This window comes from Pseudomonas sp. NPDC087803, assembly GCF_044742995.1.
Taxonomy (GTDB): Bacteria; Pseudomonadota; Gammaproteobacteria; order Pseudomonadales; family Pseudomonadaceae; genus Aquipseudomonas.
Window position 1 is genome coordinate 1 of record NZ_JBIUVO010000073.1, and the last position, 23,266, is coordinate 23,266.

General features: G+C 61.0%; 17 protein-coding genes and 3 pseudogenes. 6 read left to right on the forward strand and 14 right to left on the reverse strand.

Features of this window, described 5'->3' with window-relative positions; genetic code table 11:
- Positions 1 to 27: 27 nt before the first annotated feature.
- The 6 genes and pseudogenes from ACIOUG_RS23665 to hutC form a co-directional block, all read right to left on the reverse strand.
- Positions 28 to 765 (reverse strand): annotated as a pseudogene (locus tag ACIOUG_RS23665) (ABC transporter permease); the annotation flags it as partial.
- Positions 766 to 849: 84 nt separating this feature from the next.
- On the reverse strand, positions 850 to 1,818 hold the full coding sequence (locus tag ACIOUG_RS23670; RefSeq protein WP_401069071.1) for an ABC transporter substrate-binding protein: 969 nt from the start codon (positions 1,816 to 1,818) through the stop codon (positions 850 to 852).
- Between the two features lie 69 nt (positions 1,819 to 1,887).
- Positions 1,888 to 3,360, reverse strand: a complete 1,473-nt coding sequence (locus ACIOUG_RS23675) for a purine-cytosine permease family protein (protein WP_401069072.1) — start codon at positions 3,358 to 3,360, stop codon at positions 1,888 to 1,890.
- A gap of 174 nt (positions 3,361 to 3,534) precedes the next feature.
- Positions 3,535 to 5,232: a urocanate hydratase gene (gene hutU, locus ACIOUG_RS23680; protein ID WP_401069074.1), complete on the reverse strand. Its 1,698-nt coding sequence runs from the start codon at positions 5,230 to 5,232 to the stop codon at positions 3,535 to 3,537.
- A gap of 435 nt (positions 5,233 to 5,667) precedes the next feature.
- A complete protein-coding gene (locus ACIOUG_RS23685; RefSeq protein WP_401069075.1) occupies positions 5,668 to 6,237 on the reverse strand; it encodes a HutD family protein in 570 nt (189 codons plus the stop codon).
- Positions 6,234 to 6,902 (reverse strand): histidine utilization repressor, encoded by a 669-nt coding sequence (gene hutC / locus ACIOUG_RS23690; RefSeq protein ID WP_230679353.1) that lies wholly within the window; start codon positions 6,900 to 6,902, stop codon positions 6,234 to 6,236. Before hutC ends, ACIOUG_RS23685 begins: the two co-directional genes overlap by 4 nt.
- Before the next feature lie 188 nt (positions 6,903 to 7,090).
- On the opposite strand from hutC, the gene ACIOUG_RS23695 reads away from it, so the two are divergent.
- The gene (locus tag ACIOUG_RS23695; protein WP_401069077.1) at positions 7,091 to 8,455 is read left to right on the forward strand and encodes a formimidoylglutamate deiminase; all 1,365 of its coding nucleotides are present in this window, start codon (positions 7,091 to 7,093) and stop codon (positions 8,453 to 8,455) included.
- Between the two features lie 120 nt (positions 8,456 to 8,575).
- Here the strand turns inward: ACIOUG_RS23695 and ACIOUG_RS23700 are convergent, their stop codons facing one another.
- Both ACIOUG_RS23700 and ACIOUG_RS23705 read right to left on the reverse strand, forming a co-directional pair.
- Positions 8,576 to 9,145 (reverse strand): lipocalin family protein, encoded by a 570-nt coding sequence (locus ACIOUG_RS23700; RefSeq protein WP_401069079.1) that lies wholly within the window; start codon positions 9,143 to 9,145, stop codon positions 8,576 to 8,578.
- Positions 9,146 to 9,176: 31 nt separating this feature from the next.
- Complete coding sequence (locus tag ACIOUG_RS23705; RefSeq protein ID WP_003220802.1) at positions 9,177 to 9,431, reverse strand: hypothetical protein; 255 nt, start codon at positions 9,429 to 9,431, stop codon at positions 9,177 to 9,179.
- Between the two features lie 294 nt (positions 9,432 to 9,725).
- Between ACIOUG_RS23705 and ACIOUG_RS23710 the strand changes: the two are divergent.
- The 4 genes and pseudogenes from ACIOUG_RS23710 to ACIOUG_RS23725 all read left to right on the forward strand — a co-directional run.
- Positions 9,726 to 10,748, forward strand: a pseudogene (locus tag ACIOUG_RS23710) (sensor histidine kinase); the annotation flags it as partial.
- Positions 10,749 to 10,841: 93 nt separating this feature from the next.
- A complete protein-coding gene (locus tag ACIOUG_RS23715; RefSeq protein WP_371850962.1) occupies positions 10,842 to 11,606 on the forward strand; it encodes a methyl-accepting chemotaxis protein in 765 nt (254 codons plus the stop codon).
- A 204-nt stretch (positions 11,607 to 11,810) separates the two neighbouring features.
- Positions 11,811 to 12,083 carry a type II toxin-antitoxin system Phd/YefM family antitoxin gene (locus tag ACIOUG_RS23720; protein ID WP_401069081.1) on the forward strand — a complete coding sequence of 91 codons (273 nt, stop codon included), beginning with the start codon at positions 11,811 to 11,813 and terminating at the stop codon, positions 12,081 to 12,083.
- On the forward strand, positions 12,080 to 12,412 hold the full coding sequence (locus tag ACIOUG_RS23725) for a type II toxin-antitoxin system RelE/ParE family toxin (RefSeq protein WP_103485259.1): 333 nt from the start codon (positions 12,080 to 12,082) through the stop codon (positions 12,410 to 12,412). The genes ACIOUG_RS23720 and ACIOUG_RS23725 overlap by 4 nt, the downstream gene beginning before the upstream one ends.
- Before the next feature lie 10 nt (positions 12,413 to 12,422).
- On the opposite strand, the gene ACIOUG_RS23730 is transcribed toward ACIOUG_RS23725, so the two are convergent.
- The 5 genes from ACIOUG_RS23730 to ACIOUG_RS23750 all read right to left on the reverse strand — a co-directional run bounded on the left by ACIOUG_RS23730 (position 12,423) and on the right by ACIOUG_RS23750 (position 21,932).
- The gene (locus ACIOUG_RS23730; RefSeq protein WP_401069083.1) at positions 12,423 to 13,025 is read right to left on the reverse strand and encodes a DUF924 family protein; all 603 of its coding nucleotides are present in this window, start codon (positions 13,023 to 13,025) and stop codon (positions 12,423 to 12,425) included.
- A gap of 3 nt (positions 13,026 to 13,028) precedes the next feature.
- Positions 13,029 to 14,039 carry a class 1 fructose-bisphosphatase gene (locus tag ACIOUG_RS23735; protein ID WP_003220797.1) on the reverse strand — a complete coding sequence of 337 codons (1,011 nt, stop codon included), beginning with the start codon at positions 14,037 to 14,039 and terminating at the stop codon, positions 13,029 to 13,031.
- Positions 14,040 to 14,367: 328 nt separating this feature from the next.
- Positions 14,368 to 15,732 carry a DUF3999 domain-containing protein gene (locus ACIOUG_RS23740; RefSeq protein ID WP_401069085.1) on the reverse strand — a complete coding sequence of 455 codons (1,365 nt, stop codon included), beginning with the start codon at positions 15,730 to 15,732 and terminating at the stop codon, positions 14,368 to 14,370.
- Positions 15,729 to 19,313: a DUF2339 domain-containing protein gene (locus tag ACIOUG_RS23745; RefSeq protein ID WP_401069086.1), complete on the reverse strand. Its 3,585-nt coding sequence runs from the start codon at positions 19,311 to 19,313 to the stop codon at positions 15,729 to 15,731. The genes ACIOUG_RS23740 and ACIOUG_RS23745 overlap by 4 nt, the downstream gene beginning before the upstream one ends.
- A gap of 168 nt (positions 19,314 to 19,481) precedes the next feature.
- Positions 19,482 to 21,932 carry a glycogen/starch/alpha-glucan phosphorylase gene (locus ACIOUG_RS23750; RefSeq protein ID WP_401069089.1) on the reverse strand — a complete coding sequence of 817 codons (2,451 nt, stop codon included), beginning with the start codon at positions 21,930 to 21,932 and terminating at the stop codon, positions 19,482 to 19,484.
- A gap of 257 nt (positions 21,933 to 22,189) precedes the next feature.
- Between ACIOUG_RS23750 and ACIOUG_RS23755 the strand changes: the two genes are divergently transcribed.
- The gene (locus ACIOUG_RS23755; protein WP_007961740.1) at positions 22,190 to 22,627 is read left to right on the forward strand and encodes a YkgJ family cysteine cluster protein; all 438 of its coding nucleotides are present in this window, start codon (positions 22,190 to 22,192) and stop codon (positions 22,625 to 22,627) included.
- Positions 22,628 to 22,842: 215 nt separating this feature from the next.
- Here the strand turns inward: ACIOUG_RS23755 and ACIOUG_RS23760 are convergent.
- Positions 22,843 to 23,266: pseudogene (locus ACIOUG_RS23760) on the reverse strand (translational GTPase TypA); the annotation flags it as partial.

Here is a 23,266-nt window from a genome sequence, read left to right on the forward strand (position 1 = left end):
AAAGATACCGCATACGACATTTACTTACTTAAAACCAACAAACACATCTTCACAAACGAAACTTGCGCCGATCATCGAGGCGATCACCACCATCGACAGGGCCATCATGGTGGTCTGGTTGATCCCGGCCATGATGCTCGGCAGGGCCAGCGGCAGTTGCACGCCGAACAGTTGCTGCCAGCGGTTGGCACCGAAAGCGTTGATCGCTTCCATCACTTCGCCGTCGACCTGGCGGATGCCCAGATCGGTCAGGCGAATCAGCGGCGGCGCGGCGTAGATCACCGTGGCGAAAATCGCCGGGACCTTGCCCAGACCGAACAGCATCAGCACCGGAATCAGGTACACGAAGCTGGGCATGGTCTGCATGATGTCGAGCAGCGGCATCAGCACCGAACGCAGGCGATTGCTGCGCGCCGAGAGGATCCCCAGCGGAATGCCGATCAGCACCGAAATGATCGTCGCGACCATCATCAGCGCCAGGGTCTGCATGAGTTTGTCCCACAGGCCGACAGCACCGACGAGGAACAGCAGACCGACGATGACCGCAGTGGTCACGACTTTACGCGTGGCGTGCCAGGCGACCACACCGACGATCGCCAGCATCAGCCACCACGGTGCGGCACGCAGCAGGCCTTCGAGGTTGACGATGGCCCACAGCAGGGTGTCGGAGATGTGGCGGAACACATCACCGTAGTTGGTAACCAGCGAATCGACCCAACCGTTGACCCAGTCGGCGATGGAAAAGGTAAAGCTTTCGGGAAACATAAGCGGCTCTCAATCAGAAATCTCAATCAAGCGATTTACGGCATATCTCCCGGCCAGCCTCACGGTTGACCGGGAGGTATCGACCTACAGCGCCGCGTCGATTTTCTTGGCTGCGTCGTCACTGACCCACGCATGCCAGACTTCAGGATGTTCCTTGAGGAAGATTTTCGCCAGTTTTGGCGACTCGATACGTTCCTTCGCCATGCGTCCCAGGTTCTGGTTCAGCAGGTCGATCGGCAGGTTGACCTTCTCCAGCACGGCCACCAGTTCCGGGGCTTGCTCGTGGAAGGTTTTCGACAGGCCGACCTTGATGCTCACGCTCTTGTCGACGCCCGGTTTCTCTTCGAGTTTGACCGCGTCGATCTGGCCCATCAGCGGGGTTGGCGACCAGTAGTAGAACAGGATCGGCTCGCCACGCTTGTAGCTCGACAGCACCGCCGCATCCAGCGCAGGTCCTGTGCCCGGACGGAAGTTGGTGTAGCTGTTTTCCAGGCCGTAGCTCTTGAGCATTTCGCTGTTGTCCAGCTCGCAGGTCCAGCCCGCCGGGCAGTTGTAGAAACGGCCCTTGGACGGTTCTTCGGCGTCTTTGAAAACGGCTGCGTATTTGCCCAGATCGGCAATGTTTTTCAGGTCTGGCGCTTTCGGTTCAAGCTTGCGCTTGGCGTCGCCTTCGATCACGTAGCGCGGCACGTACCAGCCTTCGATCGCGCCGACAATCGGGGCGCCGACACCGACGACCTTGCCGGCCTTCTCGGCCTTGTTCCAGACCTCGCTGCGGCCGACCCACTCTTCGGCGAACACTTGAATGTCGTTGCTGCTCAGGGCGTTCTCCATGGTGATGGAGTTGCCCGGCAGGCTGTCGGTCTTGCAGTCGTAACCTTTCTCCAGCACCACTTGCAGCACGTCGGTCAGCAGCATGCCGCTTTCCCAGTTCAGGCCGGCGAACTTCACCGGTTTGCCGGATTCGCACCAGCCGGCAGCCTGGGAGGCGCCGGCACTGGCCAGCAGGCCCATGGACAGCAGAGTGGTGAGCAGGGTCTTGTTCGATTTCATTGTTGCGACGCTCCTAATCATGAATTGGCTTACGGCAGTCAAGAGGCATCCAGCCCTGTCCACATCCAATCAGGCCTGCGCCGCAGCGCGACCGGCCCCACTTGTTTCAGGTGGTACAACGCTGTTCTGCTCGACCGGCAGAATCAGGTGATCAGGCACCGAGCCGTGCCATTTTTTCGCGCACAGGTAATACAGCGCGGCAGGCAACACCAGACCGATGATCCAGGAGATATCCACATCACCGAGGGCCGCCACCAGCGGGCCGGTGTAGAACTTGGTGGAGATGAATGGCAACTGCACCAGCACGCCGAACACATAGACGCTGATCCCGAGCAGGTTCCAGCGCCCGTAGCGACCGTTCGGATCGGCCAGCGCCGGCACGTCATAGCGCTCGCGGGTGATGCAGTAGTAGTCGACCAGGTTGATCGCGCTCCATGGCGTGAAGAACGCCAGCAGGAACAGGATGAACGACTTGAATGCACCGAGGAACGAGTGCTGACCGAGCAAGGCGATCAGGGTCGCCGCCCCGACGATCACCAGCACGAACACCAGCCGCTGCATACGCGAGACCGTCAGATGCCCACGGAAGCCGCTGATGATGGTGGCGATGCACATGAAGCTGCCGTAGGAGTTCAGCGTCGAGATGGTCACCTTGCCGAAGGCGATGCTGAAGTACAGCAGCGCCGCCGTGGCACCAGTGCCGCCCAGCCCGACGATGTAGGCCACTTCGTGACCGGCGAACTGACCGTTGGCCGAAGCCGCCGCGAACACGCCGAGGACCATCGCCACTTGCGCACCGATGACCGAACCTGCGCCAGCGGCAAAGAAGGTTTTCACCGCGGAAACCTTGCTCGGCAGGTAACGCGAGTAGTCCGCCACATACGGGCCGAACGCGATCTGCCATGACGCCGCGAGCGACACCGCCAGCAGGAAGCTGCTCCAGCTGAAGTGGCGGATCTGCAGCAACGCGCCCACGTCCACCTGGCTCAGCAGACGGCTGAACAGGTAAACAAAAGCAATCACGCCGATGACACTGGCGACCCGGCCGATCCAGTGGATCACCCGATAACCGAGCACCGTGACCACCACGATGACACTGGCGAACAGCAGGATGCCGACGGTGTCGCTGACGCCAAACAACTGGCCCAGCGCCTGGCCGGAAAGCACCGTACCGGTGGCGGTGAAACCCAGGTACATCAGGCACACCAGCACGATCGGGATCGCCGCACCGTACACGCCAAATTGCACGCGGCTGGAAATCATCTGCGGCAGACCCAGCTTCGGCCCTTGCGCCGCGTGCAGCGCCATCACGCCGCCGCCCAGCAGTTGACCGAGCAACAGACCGATCAACGACCAGAACACATCACCGCCCAGCACCACGGCCAGGGCCCCGGTGACAATCGCGGTGATTTGCAGGTTGGCACCCATCCACAGGGTGAACTGGCTAAACAGACGACCGTGTCTTTCCGCTTCCGGGATGTAGTCGATCGAACGCCTTTCGATCAACGGTTTACTGCCTGCACGATCGGGAGTTACAGCCATGATTCAACCTCTGTGGATTGTTATTCGAGTTCACTGAGCGTCTTGCGCGGGGTGCTTTTGGTGGGAGCGGGCTTGCTCGCGAAGGGGCCGGCACATTCGAAACATGTGCTGATTGATCCAGCGCATTCGTGAGCAAGCCCACTCCCACCAAAAGCATTTCCCACAGAATTGCGATTATTTACCGGTAATCATCGGCAGGTTCAGGCCCTGCTCCTTGGCGCAGTCGATGGCGATCTGGTAACCGGCATCGGCGTGGCGCATGACACCGGTGGCCGGGTCGTTGTGCAGGACGCGGGCGATACGCTCGGCCGCTTCGTCAGTACCGTCGCAGACAATCACCATGCCCGAGTGCTGCGAGAAGCCCATGCCCACGCCACCGCCGTGGTGCAGCGAGACCCAGGTCGCGCCGCTCGCGGTGTTGAGCAGGGCGTTGAGCAGTGGCCAGTCGGAGACAGCGTCGGAGCCGTCCTGCATCGATTCGGTTTCGCGGTTCGGGCTGGCAACGGAACCGGAGTCGAGGTGATCGCGACCGATCACGATCGGTGCCGACAGCTCGCCGCTACGGACCATTTCGTTGAACGCCAGACCGAGCTTGGCGCGCAGCCCCAGACCGACCCAGCAGATACGCGCCGGCAGACCCTGGAAGCTGATGCGCTCGCGGGCCATGTCCAGCCAGTTGTGCAGGTGGGCGTCGTCCGGGATCAGCTCTTTGACCTTGGCGTCGGTTTTGTAGATGTCCTGCGGATCACCCGACAGCGCCGCCCAACGGAACGGGCCGATGCCACGGCAGAACAGTGGGCGGATGTAGGCCGGGACGAAGCCTGGGAAGTCGAAGGCGTTTTCCACGCCTTCTTCCTGCGCCATCTGACGGATGTTGTTGCCGTAGTCGAAGGTCGGGATGCCTTGCTTCTGGAAGTCCAGCATGGCTTTGACGTGGACCGCCATCGACTGCTTGGCGGCTTTGATCACGGCGGCCGGCTCGGTCTTGGCACGAGCGCGGTACTCGTCCCAGGTCCAGCCCGCCGGCAAGTAGCCGTTCAGTGGGTCATGGGCGCTGGTCTGGTCGGTGACCATGTCCGGGCGCACGCCGCGCTTGACCAGTTCCGGGAGGATTTCTGCTGCGTTGCCCAGCAGGGCGATGGAAATCGCTTTGCCTTCGGCGGTGTATTTGGCGATGCGCGCCAGGGCGTCGTCGAGGTCCTTGGCCTGCTCATCGACGTAACGGCTTTTCAGGCGGAAATCGATGCTCACCTGCTGGCATTCGATGTTCAGCGAGCAGGCACCGGCCAAGGTTGCAGCAAGAGGTTGTGCGCCACCCATGCCACCGAGGCCAGCGGTCAGCACCCACTTGCCGGTGAGGTTGTCGTTGTAGTGCTGGCGACCGGCTTCGACGAAGGTTTCGTAGGTGCCTTGAACGATGCCTTGGCTGCCGATGTAGATCCAGCTGCCGGCGGTCATCTGGCCGTACATGGCCAGGCCTTTGGCGTCGAGTTCGTTGAAGTGTTCCCAGCTCGCCCAGTGCGGCACCAGGTTGGAGTTGGCGATCAGTACGCGCGGGGCGTTGCTGTGAGTCTTGAACACGCCGACCGGTTTGCCCGATTGCACCAGCAGGGTTTCATCGTCATTGAGGTTGGTCAGGCTCTCGACGATCTTGTCGTAGCACTCCCAGTTGCGCGCGGCGCGACCGATACCACCGTAAACCACCAGCTCTTTCGGGTTCTCGGCCACTTCCGGATCGAGGTTGTTCATCAGCATGCGCAGCGGCGCTTCGGTCAGCCAGCTCTTGGCGGTCAGCTTGTTGCCGCGCGATGCACGGATTTCGACGTCACGTCTCTTTGTATAAACGGCAGTTGTAGGCTTATTGTCAGTCACGAAAAAGACTCCTCAGCGATCAATTCAAACCAACCCTGGCAGTGGGCAAGCAGCCTGTGCGCCTCAATGCGCGACAAGCGAATCAGTGGACGCTGCGGACTTATACGCATACGTCTTTACTTGTACATACAAGCATATGCAATCAAGCGGCCAACTTGTTGGAGCACTGCTTAAGAAAAATTGCGGACAGGTCTGGAGAGCGCTTGAAACAAGGGTTGTGGCGCGGATGAAATTTTTCGCGGGGAGGGATTGAGGTAGCGGAGGATCGTTACGAAACCGTGGTTTTGCGCCACGCTGGGGCGTTCGGTAACAAGTTGGTGCGTGGGTTGGGAACACCCGGAAAGCAAAAGATCGCAGCCTTCGGCAGCTCCTACAGGGTACACATCAATCCCAGTGTAGGAGCTGCCGAAGGCTGCGATCTTTTAAGTTTTTAAATCAGCGCCCTGTCAGCTCGATCACGCAGCACGCTGCATTCACCGCGACTTCAACCAGACCGCTGTTACCGTCCAGTTGCAGGCAATCGTGTCGGCCCAGTTGCGCGACACTGTCAGCGACTTTCGCCTCAAGCAGCTCACTGACACTGAACACCAGCAGCGTCCCCGCCGAGCTGAAAAACCGCTGCTCACCATCCAGCCACTGCAAGCGCGCGCTGTAACGCTGCGGCGCGTAGATCAGGTTGAAATCGCGGATCGCGCCGCCGAGCAAGGTGCAGGACACCTGGCTTTCGCCGCTGAACGCAAACGGATCCAACGGTAACAGTGGACGGGTGTCATCACCGTCGACGCACAGGGTCATGCCATCGCCCTGCAACACGGTGATGACCCGCTGGTAGCCGCTGAAGGTGGAGAAACCACCGGACTCGGCGATGTCGGCAATCGACAGCCGCCAGCCGAAACCATCCAGTCCGGCACCGGCGTCACGGGTGATTTCCTCGGTGCTGCCGCCGCCGTTTTTCCACGGCATGCGCGGGTAGCCTTCGGCGCGTAAAACTTTTAGTGCACTCATTTATGAAAGCGCCCTTCCAGACGATGACGGGAACCCGGGTGAATCAAACGTGCGGCGGTCACCGGTTGACGCCCCGACCAGGTACGACGGCGGATCAACAGGCACGGCTCGCCTTTTTCGATCTGCAGCAACTTGCACTCGGACGGTTCGGCGAGGATCGCTTCAACCACGTGCTCGCCCTCGGTCAGCGGCGCGACCTGGTTGAGATAGGCGTAAGGCGTTTGCAGGGTGAAGTCCTGCTTGAGGTATTCCGGGGCGACCAGCGCGTTGACGAAACGGTCTTCGATTTGCACCGGAATGTCGTTTTCGTAATGCACGATCAGCGAGTGGAAGACTTTCTGCCCTTCGCGCATGTCCAGCGCCAGCGCGCGCTCGGAACCGGCGGCCTCTTCTTCGAGGGTGATCACCTGGCAGGTGTGGCGATGGCCACGGGAGGCGATTTCGTCGGCGATGTTGTGCACTTCGAACAGCGCGGACTGGCTCTTCGGTTCGGCAACAAATGTACCGACACCCTGCATGCGCACCAGCAGGCCGTCGGCGGTCATCTCGCGCAGGGCGCGGTTGATGGTCATGCGGCTGAAACCGAGCTGGCTGACCAGTTCGCTTTCCGATGGCACACGGTAGTGCGGCGGCCAGTTACCGCTGTCGATCTGCTGGGTGATCATCTGTTTGACGCGGGCGTACAAGGGCGCCGGACTGTCGCCCAGGTTCGCGGCCAACGGAGAGACTGGAGGCGGAGTCGGCACGGTTGATCCCTGTTCATTGGATGAAGGTTGCTAGCTTGCCGGAGTTTACCGGGCAGGCAAACGTCTGTATATGTATATACAAATAACACACGATGGGGTGCTGAACCATGTCCGCCTTCTTTGCCGAACGCGCGCTGCTGCCTAACGGATGGGCCAACAATGTACGTCTTGAGGTCAGCGCCGAGGGCGTGCTGACCAAGATTCAGGCCGATTCCACCGCAGACGGCGCCGAACGGCTGAGCGGTCCGCTGCTGCCGGGCATGCCCAATCTGCACTCCCACGCCTTCCAGCGTGCGATGGCCGGGCTGGCCGAAGTGGCCGGCAATCCGAACGACAGTTTCTGGACCTGGCGTGACCTGATGTATCGGCTGGTCGGAAAAATCAGCCCCGAGCAACTCGGCGTCATCGCCCGGCAGCTGTACATCGAAATGCTCAAGGCCGGTTACACCTCGGTTGCTGAATTCCACTACGTGCACCACGACAACAACGGTCAGCCATATGCCGATCCGGCCGAGCTGGCACTGCGCATCAGTCAGGCCGCGAGCGACAGCGGAATCGGCCTGACCCTGCTGCCGGTGCTTTACAGCCATTCCGGATTCGGCGGCCAAACGCCCAATGACGGCCAGCGCCGCTTTATCAACAGCACCGAAAATTACCTGAACCTGCAATCGCGTTTGCAGCCGTTATTGGCTCAGCAAAAAGCGCAATCGCTGGGGCTGTGCTTCCACTCGCTGCGCGCGGTCACCCCGCAGCAGATCAGCGAAGTGCTGGCGGCCAGCGACAAGCAGTGCCCGGTGCACATTCACATCGCCGAACAGCAGAAGGAAGTCGATGACTGCCTGAGCTGGAGCGGTCGCCGTCCGTTGCAATGGCTCTACGAAAACACCGAAGTCGATCAGCGCTGGTGTCTGGTCCACGCGACCCACGCCAACCCGGAAGAAGTCTCGCTGATGGCCAAGAGTCGCGCCATCGCCGGCCTGTGCCTGACCACCGAAGCGAATCTGGGCGACGGGATATTCCCGGCGGTGGATTTCCTCGCTCAGGGCGGACGTATGGGCATCGGGTCCGACAGCCATGTGTCGCTCAGCGTGGTCGAGGAATTGCGCTGGCTGGAATACGGCCAGCGTCTGCGCGATCAGCGGCGTAACCGTTTGTATGGGGCCGATCAGCCGATGGTCGGGCGCACGCTGTATGACGCTGCGCTGGATGGCGGCGCCCAGGCTTTGGGACAGCCGATCGGTGCGCTGGAAGTCGGCAAGCGTGCGGACTGGATCGTGCTCGATGGCAACGATCCGTATCTGGCCACGGCCAGTGGTGACGGGATTTTGAATCGCTGGTTGTTTGCCGGTGGCGATCGTCAGGTGCGCGACGTGCTGGTCAATGGCCAATGGGTGGTGCGTGACGGCCGGCATGCGGCCGAAGAGGACAGTGCCCGGGCCTTCACCCAGGTCCTGCGCGAACTGCTGGGCTGACACAAAGCAAAATGTGGGAGCGGGCTTGCTCGCGAAAGCGGTGTATCAGTCGATATTTCAGTCGACTGACACGCCCTCTTCGCGAGCAAGCCCGCTCCCACATTTGATCTTTGGTGATGCTTAATTCGAGGTCTTGGCCATCTGCCGATCCGACGCCCGCCAGATCAGGCGTGTGGTGTCGTAACCCTGCTGACGCGCCTTGCTCAGTAGCTCTTCACGCAATTCAGCGTTAACGGTAGGGGTGCGCGACAGCAACCACATGTATTTGCGGCTCGGGTCGCCGACGATGGCGGTCTTGTAGTCGTCGCTGACGTACAACACCCAGTATTCACCCTTCGCTACACCCGGAATCAAGCGCGAGAACCATGTATCGAACTCGACCCACAACTTGTCAGTCTTGCCCGGTACCTGTGGATAAGCCGTGCCCTTGACCTCTTCCCACTGCCAGTCGGTCGTCAGGCAACGGTTGAGCACGTCGACATTGCCGTTGGTCTCGAGGGTGTAATGGGCCTCGGACTGCGCACAGTTGCGCTGAAAGTACATCGGCATACGCGCCAGTTCATACCAGGTGCCCTGATAGCGCTTGAGGTTGACACTGTGAGCCGTCTTGGGCGCCAGCGGATCTTCACCGTGGGTGGCGCAGCCGGCCAGTACCAGGCCGGCGAAAAGGACGATCAATAACCGCTTCATTATTTTTCTCCCGTGGGCGCACAGCCCCGGTTTACTTCAGGCCTTGGCCGGAAAACATCAGCACTTTGTCACCGGCGTACTGCACGCTGATAAAGCTGTTTTTGTCGCCCCAGGTGCAACTGGACATGCCGAGCGCACCCGAGCAGTCGGTAGGTTTGCCGAGCAGCGTCTCGACTTCGGCCTTGGCCATGCCGGCCGACAGTTTCGAGTAATTTTCCTGATTGACCTTGCTGCACGCGGCAAGCAGCACGCAAAAAGTCAAAAGGGCGATAGATCGCAGCGACATGAAGTAACTCCTGGAGCGGAAGGGGGATGGCATGGTGCCAACCAGAAGCTTAGAAGAGAAAACCCTCATCTGGTTCCCTGCAGAAATGGCTATTTATTGCTCCGCTCGTCTGGCATTTACCGGCAAATCAGACACTTTGTGCGGCTATTGAGCATTTCGTCGCATTTCATCAAAGACGCCTAATCTTTGGCGCGCCGCGGTCGAAATAAGAGCAGCGCAAAGCCCCCGAGTGTGGCAAATTGCCGCCCTTTCTCGACCAGCCCCTTCGCGGTAGTTCATTCGATGACCAGAAACATGAAATTCAGCCACAAGATCTTGCTGGCTGCCGCCCTTGTGGTGGCCGTTGCGTTCGCCTGTTTCATTTTGTTCAACGACTATCGACAACGCGAAGCCCTGAGCAGCAGCACCGAAGCCTCGATGCAGGAACTGGGCAGCCTGACCACCAGCAACATCCAGACCTGGCTGGAAAGCCGTATCCAGTTGCTGCAATCGCTGTCGCAGCAGGTCGCCGCCGACGGCAGCGCCCCGGCCAGCCTGAAACGCATCATCGACCTGCCTGCCTACACCGGCAATTTCCAGCTCAGCTACTTCGGTGGCGCTGACGGCGTGATGTTCTCGGTACCCGCCGGCAACCGCGCGCCGGACTACGACCCGCGCGCCCGTGGCTGGTACAAGGCCGCCAACAGCGCCCAACAGACCATCGTCACCGAACCCTACATCGCCGCGTCGTCGGGCAAACTGGTGATCACCGTCGCCACCCCGGTGCAGCGTCAGGGCCAGATGATCGGCGTGGCCGGCGCGGATATCGACCTGACCAGCGTCAGCGCGATCATCAACTCGCTCAACTTCGGTGGCCACGGCCATGCGTTCATCGTCAGCGCCGATGGCAAGATCCTGATTCACCCGGACAGCAAACTGGTCCTGAAAACCCTCGCCGAGGCCTATCCCAACGGCGCGCCGAAAGTCAGCCCGGGCCTCAAAGAAGTCGAATTCGACGGCAAGACTCAACTGATCTCGTTCACCCGCGTCAACGGCGTGCCCTCGGCTGACTGGTACGTGGCGCTGGTGCTGGACAAGGACACCGCGTTCTCGATGCTCAGCGAATTCCGCACCTCGGCGCTGATCGCCATGGTGATCGCGGTGGTGATCATCATCGCCCTGCTCGGCATGCTGATCCGCGTACTGATGCAACCGCTGCTGACCATGGGCCGCGCCATGCATGACATCGCCGAAGGCGAAGGTGACCTGACCAAGCGCCTGGTGATCCATGGCCACGACGAATTCGGTGCACTGGGCCTGTCGTTCAACCGTTTCGTCGAGCGTATTCACACCTCGATCCGCGAAGTATCCTCGGCCACCGGGCAAGTCAACGAAGTGGCCCTGCGCGTGGTCGCCGCGTCAAACTCGTCGATGTACAACTCCGATCAGCAAGCGACCCGCACCAACAGCGTGGCGGCGGCGATCAACCAGCTCGGCGCCGCAGCCCAGGAAATCGCCCAGAACGCCGCCCTCGCCTCGCAGCATTCGAGCGATGCGCGCAGCCTCGCGGTCGACGGCCAGCAGGTTGTGGATAAAACCATTCAGGCCATGCAGCAGCTGTCGGCAAAAATCAGCGACTCCTGCGGCAACATCGAAACCCTTAACAGCAACACGGTGAACATCGGGCAGATTCTGGAAGTGATCACCAGCATCTCGCAGCAGACCAACCTGCTGGCGCTCAACGCCGCCATCGAAGCGGCGCGTGCCGGTGAGGCTGGCCGTGGTTTCGCCGTGGTCGCTGACGAGGTACGCAACCTCGCCCACCGCACCCAGGATTCGGCGCAGCAAGTGCAGAAGATGATCGAAGAACTGCAAGTCGGCGCACGTCAGGCAGTGAGCATCATGACCGAGAGCCAGCGCGAGAGCGAAAGCAGCGTCGGCATCGCCAACCAGGCTGGTGAGCGCCTGGGCAGCGTGACCCAGCGCATCGGCGAGATCGACGGCATGAACCAGTCGGTGGCTACCGCGACTGAGGAGCAGACCGCAGTGGTCGAGTCGATCAACGTCGACATCAACGAGATCAACACGCTGAACCAGGAAGGTGTCGAGAACCTGCAGGCGACCTTGCGTGCGTGCTCGGATCTGGAGCAGCAGGCGGCGCGGTTGAAGCAGCTGGTGGGCAGTTTCAGGATCTGAGGCGCTGCCACTGGCCCCTTCGCGAGCAGGCTCGCTCCCACAGGTTTTTGTGAACGACACAGATCCCCTTTGGGAGGCAGCCTGCTGGCGATGACGGCATTAGCGACGATTGAATTTTGAGTTGAAATACGCTGGTCAGCTCGCAATGACGCTGGACTGAATTAAGACTAAACTCAGTCCTGTTCAATTTGGCGAGACTCAACCATGAAGCTTTCATCGCAAATCAAACCGATCAGCTACCTCAAAAGTCATACAGCGGAGATCGTCAAGTCGATCACTGAAAGCCGTGAGCCATTGGTCATCACCCAAAATGGTGAAGCCAAGCTTGTAGTTATGGACGTGAAAAGCTTTGAGGAGCAGGAAGACACAATGGCTTTGCTGAAGCTATTGGCAATTGGCAATCGGGAGATTGAGGAAGGCAAGTATCGAGACGCTGAGGATGTTTTCGCGGACTTGGACAGGGCCGACCATCAATGAGTTTAAAGGTCGTTATTCTTCAGTCCGCACAGACAGATCTCAAAGAACTCCGTACCTACCTTATCAAACAGTTCTCGAGTCAGACGTGGCAGAGTACCTACGCTGATCTCAAGACCGCCATTCTTGGTCTCGCAGACCTTCCTTATTCCGGTTCAATCCCCGAGGAAATCGAGAAGCTCAACCTTGGTCAATACCGACAAATCATTTCCGGGATGAACCGAGTCATTTATGAAGTCAGAGAAAAAACCGTCTTCGTTCATATCATTGTCGACTCAAGAAAAAGCCTGCCTTCACTTTTGATGAAGAGGCTGTTGAACGGCAATCCTTGAACTCAACAAATCAGAACCGTGACCCAGGCTGACTGAGAAACGCCAACTCCTCAGCCGTCGACTCCCGCCCCAACACCGCATTGCGATGCGGAAACCTTCCAAACCGCGCAATCACTGTCCGGTGCCGCTCGGCATAATCCAGATTGTCGGCAAACACCGCCCGCTCGGCCTCCGGCTGTTCAGCCAGCAGAGCGATAAAGCGCGAAACGGCTTCGTTCTGCACCGCGAGGTTTTCGCAGTGTTCGAATACCAGATAAATGAAGACCCGCTGAATTGGCTGCAGTTGCCGGTCGAAGTCCGCCGCAATGCCTTGGGCGACGAGTTTCTGCGCACGCCGATCACCCGAGAATGCTTTGGGCGTGTCGCGAAAGATCATGCGCGGCAGTTGATCGAGCAGCAGTACCACCGCCAGCCAACCTTCGGGACTTTGCGTCCACTCGGTCAATTCGCCAGCGAGGGCCTGATCGACAAAGACCCCGAAACGCTCACGCGCTTCGAGGTCTTGGCTGTCTTTCTTGCCGAACCACAACTTGCCCTTGTCAGCCGCAATCTCGTCCGGTGATTCGGCGTGTCCGAACCACCAATCGAGCAACGGCTGCCAGGGCGCGTTCATGGCTTACTCCTTGTGGTAAGCCGTGGCGCGGGCGACTTCTTCTTTCGAACCGAGGAACACCGCTACGCGCTGGTGCAGGCCTTCGGGCTGGATGTCGAGGATGCGCTGGTGACCGTCGGTGGACGCACCGCCCGCCTGTTCCACCAGGAACGACATCGGGTTGGCTTCGTACATCAGACGCAGTTTGCCAGGCTTGGATGGCTCACGGCTGTCGCGTGGGTACATGAACAGACCGCCACGGGTCAGGATGCGATGCACGTCGGCCACCATCGCCGCGACCCAGCGCATGTTGTAGTTCTTCTTCAGCGGGCCTTCTTCGCCGGCCAGCAGTTCGCTGACGTAGCGTTGTACCGGGGCTTCCCAGTGGCGCTGGTTGGACATGTTGATCGCGAATTCCTGGGTGGTTTCAGGAATGGTGATGTCTTCGTGGGTCAGCACGAAGCTGCCCATTTCGCGGTCCAGGGTGAAGCCTTTGACGCCGTCGCCCAGGGTCAGTACCAGCATGGTCTGCGGGCCGTAGATCGCGTAACCGGCAGCCACCTGCTGGGTGCCTGGCTGCAGAAAGGCTTTTTCGTTCAGCGCTTCGTTCTGGCTCAGGTATTCGTTCGGGCAACGCAGTACCGAGAAGATGGTGCCGACCGGGGCGTTGATGTCGATGTTCGACGAGCCGTCCAGTGGGTCGAACACCAGCAGGTAGGCGCCTTTCGGGTATTTGCCCGGGATCTGGTAGGCATTGTCCATTTCTTCGGACGCCATGCCGGCCAGGTGACCGCCCCATTCGTTGGCTTCGAGCAGGATCTCGTTCGACAGCACGTCGAGTTTCTTCTGCACTTCGCCTTGGACGTTTTCAGTGCCCATGCTGCCCAGCACACCACCCAGGGCGCCTTTGGACACGGCGTGGCTGATCTCTTTGCAGGCACGCGCCACCACTTCGATCAGGAAGCGCAGATCGGCAGGAGTGTTATTGCTGCGGGTCTGCTCAATCAAATAGCGACTCAGGGTAACGCGGGACATGGACGGCTCCGGTGGAATGGGGGGCTAAAAACCCGCGCAGTTTACAGGGAGTCTGAAAACGTAGCGAGCGATGACGCCCGGTTACGTGCATTGGGGCGCAATTGCCTCTATCAGACGTGATCGGGTCGAGAGAGTTCAGGCAGCGGATTCAGCGTAGTCGAAACGGGACGAGTGGTGCATGCGGATCCGCGACCGATCTGAAATTGTTGTTGGTCGATCGGCCGCCTTCGCGAGCAAGCCCGCTCCCACAGTTAACCGAATAGCCCTGCTGGACGCGATCAATGTGGGAGCGGGCTTGCTCGCGAATGGCGCGCAGCGCCAGCCATTCTCAGGAATTGGTCGGCGGCTTGCGCAACAGACTCGCCGCCATCGCCCCAAGGAACACCACGCTCACCAGCAACACCGCCCACAGGCCAATCTTCTTCCAGTTGGTCTCGGTCACCGCCGCCGTAGTCGCCGGCGCAGCCTGCGTGGCAACCACTTCACCCTGCACGGTTGCCTTGCCCAGCGTCGCAAGTTTTTCCGCTTTGAAATCCGGAATCAGCGTACTCAGCGGCAGGTTCGCGGTTTTCACCGTCGGATTGCCCAGCGCCAGACTGTACGGCCCGTCACCACGTGCCAGGAAAATCACCTGCGTCGCCCGCACCGCGTATTTCAGGCTCGGTGCCTGCTCGCCCAGACCACCGCCGCGTTCATCCACGCTAAGTTTCAATTGCTGCACAGGCTGCCCGTACAACTGCAATTCGTTCTGCACCACGTCCTGACCGTTCTGGGTCAGGCGATACAGCAAACCGTTGCTCAGGGTCTGCCACGGCAGGCTGCTTTCGCGCCGGCCTGCGAGCGTGACCGGAGCCAGACTGTTCGGTTGTTTCAGTTCGACCTGCACCCGCTCGACATTCAGCCCCATCGGCAATTGCCAGGTGTACTCGCCGGACTTGGTGCTGCTGCCGGCCAGCGCTTGCGACCAGACCAACGGCAGCGGCACGTTGCGTGGATCGCTGCTTTTCAATTGTGCCGAAGTCAGGATCGGTGCCGACGTCGGCACCTCCCACAGCAGACGCAGATAGCGTGCCGATTGCCCCGGCAGCGTCACCTCATGCTGCTCAATGCGCTCGTCGGAAAAGGTCAGGCGTGCCACCTGCCCTTCGCCCCACGCCTGCCAGTGCTGCAAGTCATCACTGGCCTCGATGCTGAAACGCTGGAAGCCGTCACGCTCGCTGGTCCAGTCGAGGATCAACTGCTGCAACGGCGCCTTGATCGCACTGGCATCGAGCAGCCAGCCACGCAGCACTTCTTCGCCGGCCTCCAGCTGAGTCGACGGCTGCACTTCCACCAGCGTGCCGGTGGTGGTCGATTGCACCCGTACGTTTGGCGCGCGTTCGCTGGCATCGGCGGCGTTGTACAACGGGAACCACTTCACCTCATGCAACTGCCCGTCGTCGCGGGTCTGCGCCGATTCCCGGGCCAGGGCGTAGGCCTGCGGCTCGCCGGCGGCGTTGAATACGCGCAGGTCGCTGAGATCGGTCTGGCGTGCCTGCAATTGCGCGCTCAGCGGCAGGTCGAGGCGATACCACGGGCCGTTGCCACTCACCGCCAGCGGCACCTGCGTGGCGAAGTCCGCCGGTTTTTCCTGCGCGCCGGCAGTCATCACCACGCCCAGCGCCAACCACCCCAGATTCAGCATGCGACTCAAGATGAAACTCCTTCGGTATCCGGCACGGGTTTGTCCGCCGCCGGTTCGGCTTCGACGCGTTTCGGTGGCAGCGGCGCAAAGTAGCCCACCACCAGCAGCAACACGCCGACACCGATAAACGAGACGATCCGGGCGAGGCCGCCACGGTTGCTCAATTCGACAAAAATCAGTTTGGCCACCACCAGCGCAATCAGCGCCGCGCCGATCAGCCACACTTCGCGACGATGACGCAGATGCCCGCCGATCATCAGACCCAGCGCCATCAACGTCCAGACGATGGACAACCCGGCCTGCACCAGCATCGATTCGAGCAGCAGATCCAGCTCGAACGGAATCCCTGCCCAATGGTGCGCAGCACGGGTCACCAGCGCGGTGCAGAAAGCGAAAAGCGAAACCCCGGCTACCAGTTGCGTGGCGTACTCGGCGTAATCCTTGCGCAGGGCAAACTGCGTCACCGCATGACGCGACCACACGTAAACCCCGAACAAGGCGAACAGCAGGCCCAATTCCAGCGGGTTGATCAGCGGCACATACGGCAGCGGTTCGGCGTTACCGTCGCTGAAGCCATTGGCCAGCCAGAACCACGCCAGCATCAGCACTGCCAGCGGCGCGGCGGCGTACACACGATATTCGCGCGGGAAGGCAGCCACCGGCCACGGCCAGTTGCGCGGAGCCGCCGCCAGCAACAGATACAGGCTCGGCAGGATCGCCCAGCCCAGCCAGCGCCAAGCGTTGTATTGCTCGGACAACAGCAGCAGACCGTAGCGCAACTCCAGCGCCAGTACGCCGATCAGCAGCCAGCAACCCAGCACATGCGCCGTGCTCAAGGCCCGTGCCGGCAGCATCGGCGCCAGACGCCGCAGGCTGAAGAAATGCACGGCGAACAACAGCGCCCACGCCAGCCAGCCGAAGTTAGCCGCCGGGTGATAACGCGCATGCCACGCCGCCAGCAACACCAGCCCCGCCGCCGGAATCAGCAAGGTGCAGAGCAGGCCCAACGCCGGCCATTTCAGGCGCAGCGCCAACAGCGTCCACAACGCCACACTCAGCGCAGCAACCAACAGCAACAGCGTCGCCTGCAAATTCAGCGGCGCAAAACGCAGCACCTCACTGACCCACGCCAACGCCCACCAACCGGCGCCCCACACCAGCAGCACTTCGGACAGGCGCTGCAAGCTGAGCACATCGAACGCCGAGGCGTGATTGCCCAGTTGCAGACGCCAGGCACCGACCAGCGCGGCCAACCCCAACACCAGCGGCGTCCAGAAGCCGCCATGGGCCAGCGGTCGCAGGTCTTCGCTGGACAGCGGTCCGAGTAAATCGGGACCGACGAGCAAAAACGCCGCGCCACCGATCAACTGCAACAACAGCCCGAAGACAAAACTCACGCGCTGTTTGAGGTACAGGCTGAGCCAAATGATCAACAGACCGCTGGCCGCCCACACCGCACTCGCGGTTTGCCACGGCAACACGAACAGCACCGCCAGATTGATCAGCACCAGCCCCGCCAGCAACACCACCGACAACCCGCGCAGCAGCCGCACATCGCCGCGCACCATCTCGTCGCGCGCCGCCAGCAGCATCCCGCCGATCAGCGCCAGACCGATCAACGATGCACTGAGCAAACCGCTCCATCCGGCGCTGAACACTGCCGCCGAATCCTCGCCCGCTCCTTGCAGACGCAACAGGAACAACGCACCTCCGAGCAACTGCACGGCGAACGCGGTGAACAGGAACGTGCGCGATTGCAGGCGCAGGCCGACAAACAGGGTCACCAATCCGGCCAAGGCCCAACTGATTGCGGTCGCCTGAACCCAGAAAAACAGCGGCGCCAACAAGTACAGGAAGGTCAGGCCCAGTGCCGCCAGCACCGGAAGGCCCTGGCGCTCCCACGGCGAAGCCTGTTCCGCCGAGGCTTCGCGCAACTGATAGAAACTGAACAGCAGCGCGATGCCGAGCATCAACGCACCCAGCGGTGCGCCGTCGAGGAGGCTGCTTTCGCCGACCCGCAACTGACTGAGGAATGCCAGCGCCGAACCCAGTTGCAGCAGCAGGGCAAACGCTCGGGCGAACGGCCGCTGCTGACGCAGGCCGAGCCAGAAAATCCCCGCGCCCTCCACTGCCCACGCCGCTGAGGTCCAGCGCGCATCCAGACCCAACGGGATCGCCAGACTGGCGAAAATCACCCCCAGCGCCAGACAAGTTTCACCGAGCAGCAACGCGCGACCGCCCATCAACACTCGGGCCAGGCCCATGTAGATCACGCCCAGTGCGAGTGCGCTGAACGCGGCGGCAAATTCCAGATGCTGCACCAGCGCAAACTGCAAGCCGAAGCCCACGATCGGCGGGCCGAACAGCATCGTGCCGTCGACGTAGTCGCCCTTGCGCGCCGACCAGTGCAGCAGCGCCTCGCGATCGCCGTCCGGCGGCGCATCGGGCATGTCGCGCAACTTGCGCCGGGCGAACAACAGACCGATGGCCAGATACATCAGGAAGAACAGGATCAGAAATGGCTCGGTGCTCCACAGCAACTCGGGCGCATAAGAGCGCAGGCCCCAGGCGAAGCCGATACCGAAGGTGCCGACGAACCCGATCAGGTTGAGCAGGCGCCAGGCCTTGAACCAGGCGATGGCGAGGATGCCGGCATTGAGCAGCGCGAAGTAGCTGAACAGCGCGACATGGTTGCCCTCCCCGGTCGAGGTCAGGATCGGCGCGGCGAAACCGCCGAGCGCCGCGGCGGCGGCCAGTCCAAGAGCATCCTGAGTGATGGCGAGAATCGCCGAGAACACCGTGACCGCCACCAGCAAACCCAGCGCGGCGGACGGATCGAGCAGCGGATGCAGACGCATCGCCGCAAACACCGTCAGGTACAGCACCGCGATCCCGGTGCCCTGCAAGATCAGCGCATAACTGCTGTTGCGTGTGCGCAGCCACCAGCCCAGCGCCAGCAGGGCCAACGCTGCGGTCGCGACGCCGGCGTAACGCAATTCGATCGGCACCACCATGCCTTCGGTGGCATAACGCAACAGGAACGCCAGACCGAAAAACAACAGCACCACGCCGACCCGCAGCACGGTGTTGCCACCGAACAGCCAGTTACGCGCCGCACTGATGCCACGCTCGATCAGGTTCGGGCCACGGGGTTCGGCAGGTTGTGCGGGGGCGGATGGCTCGGCAGTGACGGCGTCCAGATGCCAGACATCGGCCGGCAGTGGTTGACTGGTTTCGCTGGCAGTGACGGTGATCGGTTCGAATTCGGGCGGCAGCTCCCAGACTAGATCCGGTGTGGCGGCGGGTGCCTGTTCGGCAACGATGACGGGTTCGACGACGGCAACCGGGGTCGGCGGTGTGGTGCGCACGCCGGCACCTTCAAGCAGAAACAGACGCTGCTCGACGGCCTGCAAAGCGACCTTTGCCTGTTCAAGTTGATGCTGTTGCTCGGCGGTCTGCGTGCCGAGCCTGGCGATGCGCAGCGTCTGCCCAATCGCGAGTCCCAGCAGCGCACCCAGCAGTGCATCACTGAACGACTCGTCGAGCAGCCAGCCGAGCACCAGCCCGATCAACATGAACATCCATTGCATGGTCGATATCCCTAAGCGCAAAGGCCAATCCGGGAAGATTAGCGCAGCCTGATCCAAAAAGATCGCAGCCTTCGGCAGCTCCTACAGGGTTATGTGAACACCCATGTAGGAGCTGCCGAAGGCTGCGATCTTTTCCGGCGCGCCGATTATATCGAGCCGAGCGAAAAGTTACTCCAGTGCCTTCCAGATATCCGTAGCGTATTCGCGAATCGTCCGGTCAGACGAGAACCAGCCCATCCGCGCCGTGTTGAGCACCGCCGAACGCCACCAGTTGTTGGCGTCGTGCCAGTGCGCATCGACACGCATCTGCGCTTCCCAGTACGAGTCGAAGTCGGCGCAGACCAGGAAGCGGTCGTAGTCCACCAGCGAGTCGATCAACCCGGTGTAGCGCGAGGTGTCGTCCGGTGAGAACACGCCACTGCGGATCGCCTGCAGCACATCGTTCAGCCGATGGGAGGCGGCGATGTCCGGTGCGGCGCTGAACTCGTGATTCTGTTTACGCGCTTCGACCTGCTGCGCGCTGAGACCGAAGATGAACATGTGCTCGGCGCCGATGCGCTCGCACATTTCCACGTTGGCCCCGTCGAGGGTACCGATGGTCAGCGCACCGTTGAGGCCGAACTTCATGTTGCTGGTGCCCGAGGCCTCGAAGCCGGCAGTGGAAATCTGCTCGGACAAGTCCGCCGCCGGAATGATGCTCTCCGCCAGGCTGACGTTGTAGTTGGGTAGGAACACCACTTTGAGCAAGCCGCGCACGGTCGGGTCGTTGTTCACCACCCGGGCGATGTCGTTAGTCAGCTTGATGATGAGCTTGGCCTGGTGATAACTGGCCGCCGCTTTACCGGCGAAGATTTTCACCCGAGGTACCCAGTCGACTTCAGGCTCGGCGCGAATTGCCTGGTACAGCGCCACGGTGTGCATCAGGTTGAGCAACTGGCGCTTGTATTCGTGGATCCGTTTGACCTGCACGTCGAACATCGCCGCCGGGTTGACCGCGATCCCCAGCCGCTCGTGAATCAGATAAGCCAAAGCCTTTTTGCTGTGCAGACGCTGCTCGGCAAAGGCTTTGCGGAAGGCGGGTTTCTCGGCGAACGGTTCCAGATCGAGCAAGCGTTCTTCCGGGTTATCCAGCACCTCCGGGCCGAGGGAGTCGACCAGCATCGAGGTCAGCTCGGAGTTGGCCTGGAACAGCCAGCGGCGGAAGGTGATGCCGTTGGTTTTGTTGTTGATCCGCTCCGGGTAAAGCTTGTGCAGTTCGGCAAACACGGTCTTGCGCATCAGTTGTGTGTGCAGCCCGGACACGCCGTTGACGCTGTGCGAACCGAGGAAAGCGAGGTTGCCCATGCGCACCCGGCGACCGTTGTCTTCCTCGATCAGCGACACCGCACGCAGCACGTCGAAATCGTGGATGCCTTTGGCGCGCAGCGAGTCGATGTGCTGCGCGTTGATCAGATAAATGATCTGCATGTGCCGCGGCAGCATGCGTTCCATCAAGCCGACCGGCCAGGTTTCCAGCGCCTCGGGCAACAGCGTGTGGTTGGTGTACGACAAGGTATCGACGGTGACTTGCCACGCCGCATCCCAGGCCACGTCGTAGACATCGACCAGTTGGCGCATCAGTTCGGCGACGGCAATCGAGGGGTGAGTGTCGTTGAGCTGGATCGCCGCGTGATCGCCCAGGGTCAGCACCGAGGTGTGCATGTTGCGATGGCGACGCAGCAAATCCTGCAAAGAGGCGGCGACGAAGAAGTATTCCTGACGCAGGCGCAGTTCCTGACCGGCTTCAGTGCTGTCTGCCGGATAGAGAACCCGGGAAATGCTTTCGGCCCGGGCGACTTCGGCGACGGCGCCCAAGTGGTCGCCGGCGTTGAAGCGCTCCAGGTGCAGGTCTTCCATTGCTCGGGCGCGCCACAGGCGCAGGGTGTTGACGCTCGCCCCGCGCCAGCCAACCACTGGCGTGTCGTAGGCAATCGCACGCACGGTTTCCGCTGGCGACCAGACCTGTTTGGTCTTGCCGCTGGCATCGGTGACGGTTTCGACGCTGCCGCCGAAGCCGATGGAATACACCACTTCCGGACGTTCGAATTCCCACGGGTTGCCGAAATCCAGCCAGTGCTCGGTCTGTTCCTGCTGCCAGCCATCGACGATGGCCTGACGGAACAGCCCGTGTTCGTAGCGAATACCGTAGCCGTGCCCGGCGATGCCGAGGGTCGACATGCTTTCCATGAAGCACGCCGCCAAACGGCCGAGGCCACCGTTGCCGAGTGCCGCGTCGGGTTCCAGCAGGCGGATTCGTTCCAGATCGACACCGAGCTCCGTCAGCGCCTCACGGGCGACGTCGAGCAGGCCGAGGTTGCTCAGGCTGTCGTAGAGCAAGCGGCCAATGAGAAATTCCAGCGAGAGGTAATACACCCGCTTCTGGCCTTTGCGGTAGATCTGCCGGGTGTGGTCCATCCAGTGTTCGACCATGTGGTCGCGCGCCGCCAGGGCAATGGCTTCGAACCAGTCATGGTCGAAGGCGTGATCCGGGTCTTTGCCCACTGCATAGGTGAGCTTGGTCAGGACGGCATCGCGGAATGCGGCCACCTCTGCTTCGCGAACTAGTGGTTCTTGAGTCATCGATAGGACCTCGAGCGAGCGGGGAATTGTCTGAGCCTAGACGGTCTGACCGACGGTAGAGGCGCTGGTTCGGCAGTTTTTCCGAAGTCGGTGAGATAGCCCGGCATTACCTTGGCGAGTGGGCTAATGAATGCAGGGGCCGTGCCGGACTGAACGGCATTTGCGCGGCATTTGCAAAAATCTGGCGAAAGGTTGTTCAAAAATCCACCAGTCCCGGTATGATCGCGCGCCCTGATGCACACGCCTGGTAATTCCCGATGATGAAGCCCAACCTGATTGCCGCCGCCGAGATCGACCGTCTCGATACGTGGGCCAAATATTCGGCCCCGATGTGCGGCTCTTGTGTCTCCAGCTGCTGCACCCTGCCGGTCGAGGTCAAGATCAAGGACCTGGTCCGCATCGGCGTGGTCGACGAGTTCGAGTTGGGCGATCCGCCGAAGAACATCGCCAAGCGCCTGCAAAAGGAAGGGTTGGTCGAGCGCTTCAACCAGAAGTCGGGGATCTTCACCCTGCAGCGCATGAGCAACAATGATTGCTACTACCTGGATCGTAAGAGCCGCCTGTGCACCATTTATGACAAGCGCCCGGACACCTGCCGCAACCACCCGAAAATCGGCCCGCGTCCGGGGTATTGCGCGTACAAGCCGAAAGAAGTCGAGCGGGTGCAGAATTCGCGGTCGATCGAGAAGTTCTGATCGCTGCTGAAATTTTCGGCGCCTTTTAGGCCGCCATCGCTGGCAAGCCAGCTCCCACATTGATTGTTGTCGTACACAAGATTCATGTGCGATGCAAAACCCTGTGGGAGCTGGCTTGCCAGCGATGAGGCCAGCACAAACACCGTATAAACCCCAGACAAACAAAAACGCCCCCGGTCTTGCGACCGGGGGCGTTTTTTCAAGCTCGGGCTAAGTTACGCCTTGGCTTTCTTGGCAGCGCGGGTACGCTCGCTTTCGTCCAGGATCTTCTTGCGAAGACGGATGGACTTAGGAGTAACTTCGCACAGCTCGTCTTCCTGGATGTATTCCAGAGCCTGTTCCAGAGTGAAGCGAACAGGTGGTACCAGAGCGATGGTTTCGTCTTTACCCGAAGCACGCATGTTGTCGAGCTTCTTGCCTTTGGTCGGGTTCACACCCAGGTCGTTGTCGCGGCTGTTCTGACCAACGATTTGACCGTTGTAGATCTCCTGGCCGTGTTCTACGAACAGCTTGCCACGAGCCTGCAGGGTTTCCAGCGAGTAGGTCAGTGCCTTACCGGTTTCAACCGAAACCAGAACGCCGTTCTGTCGGCCGGACATGTGGCCCGACTTCTCTGGAGCGTAACGGTCGAAGATCGAG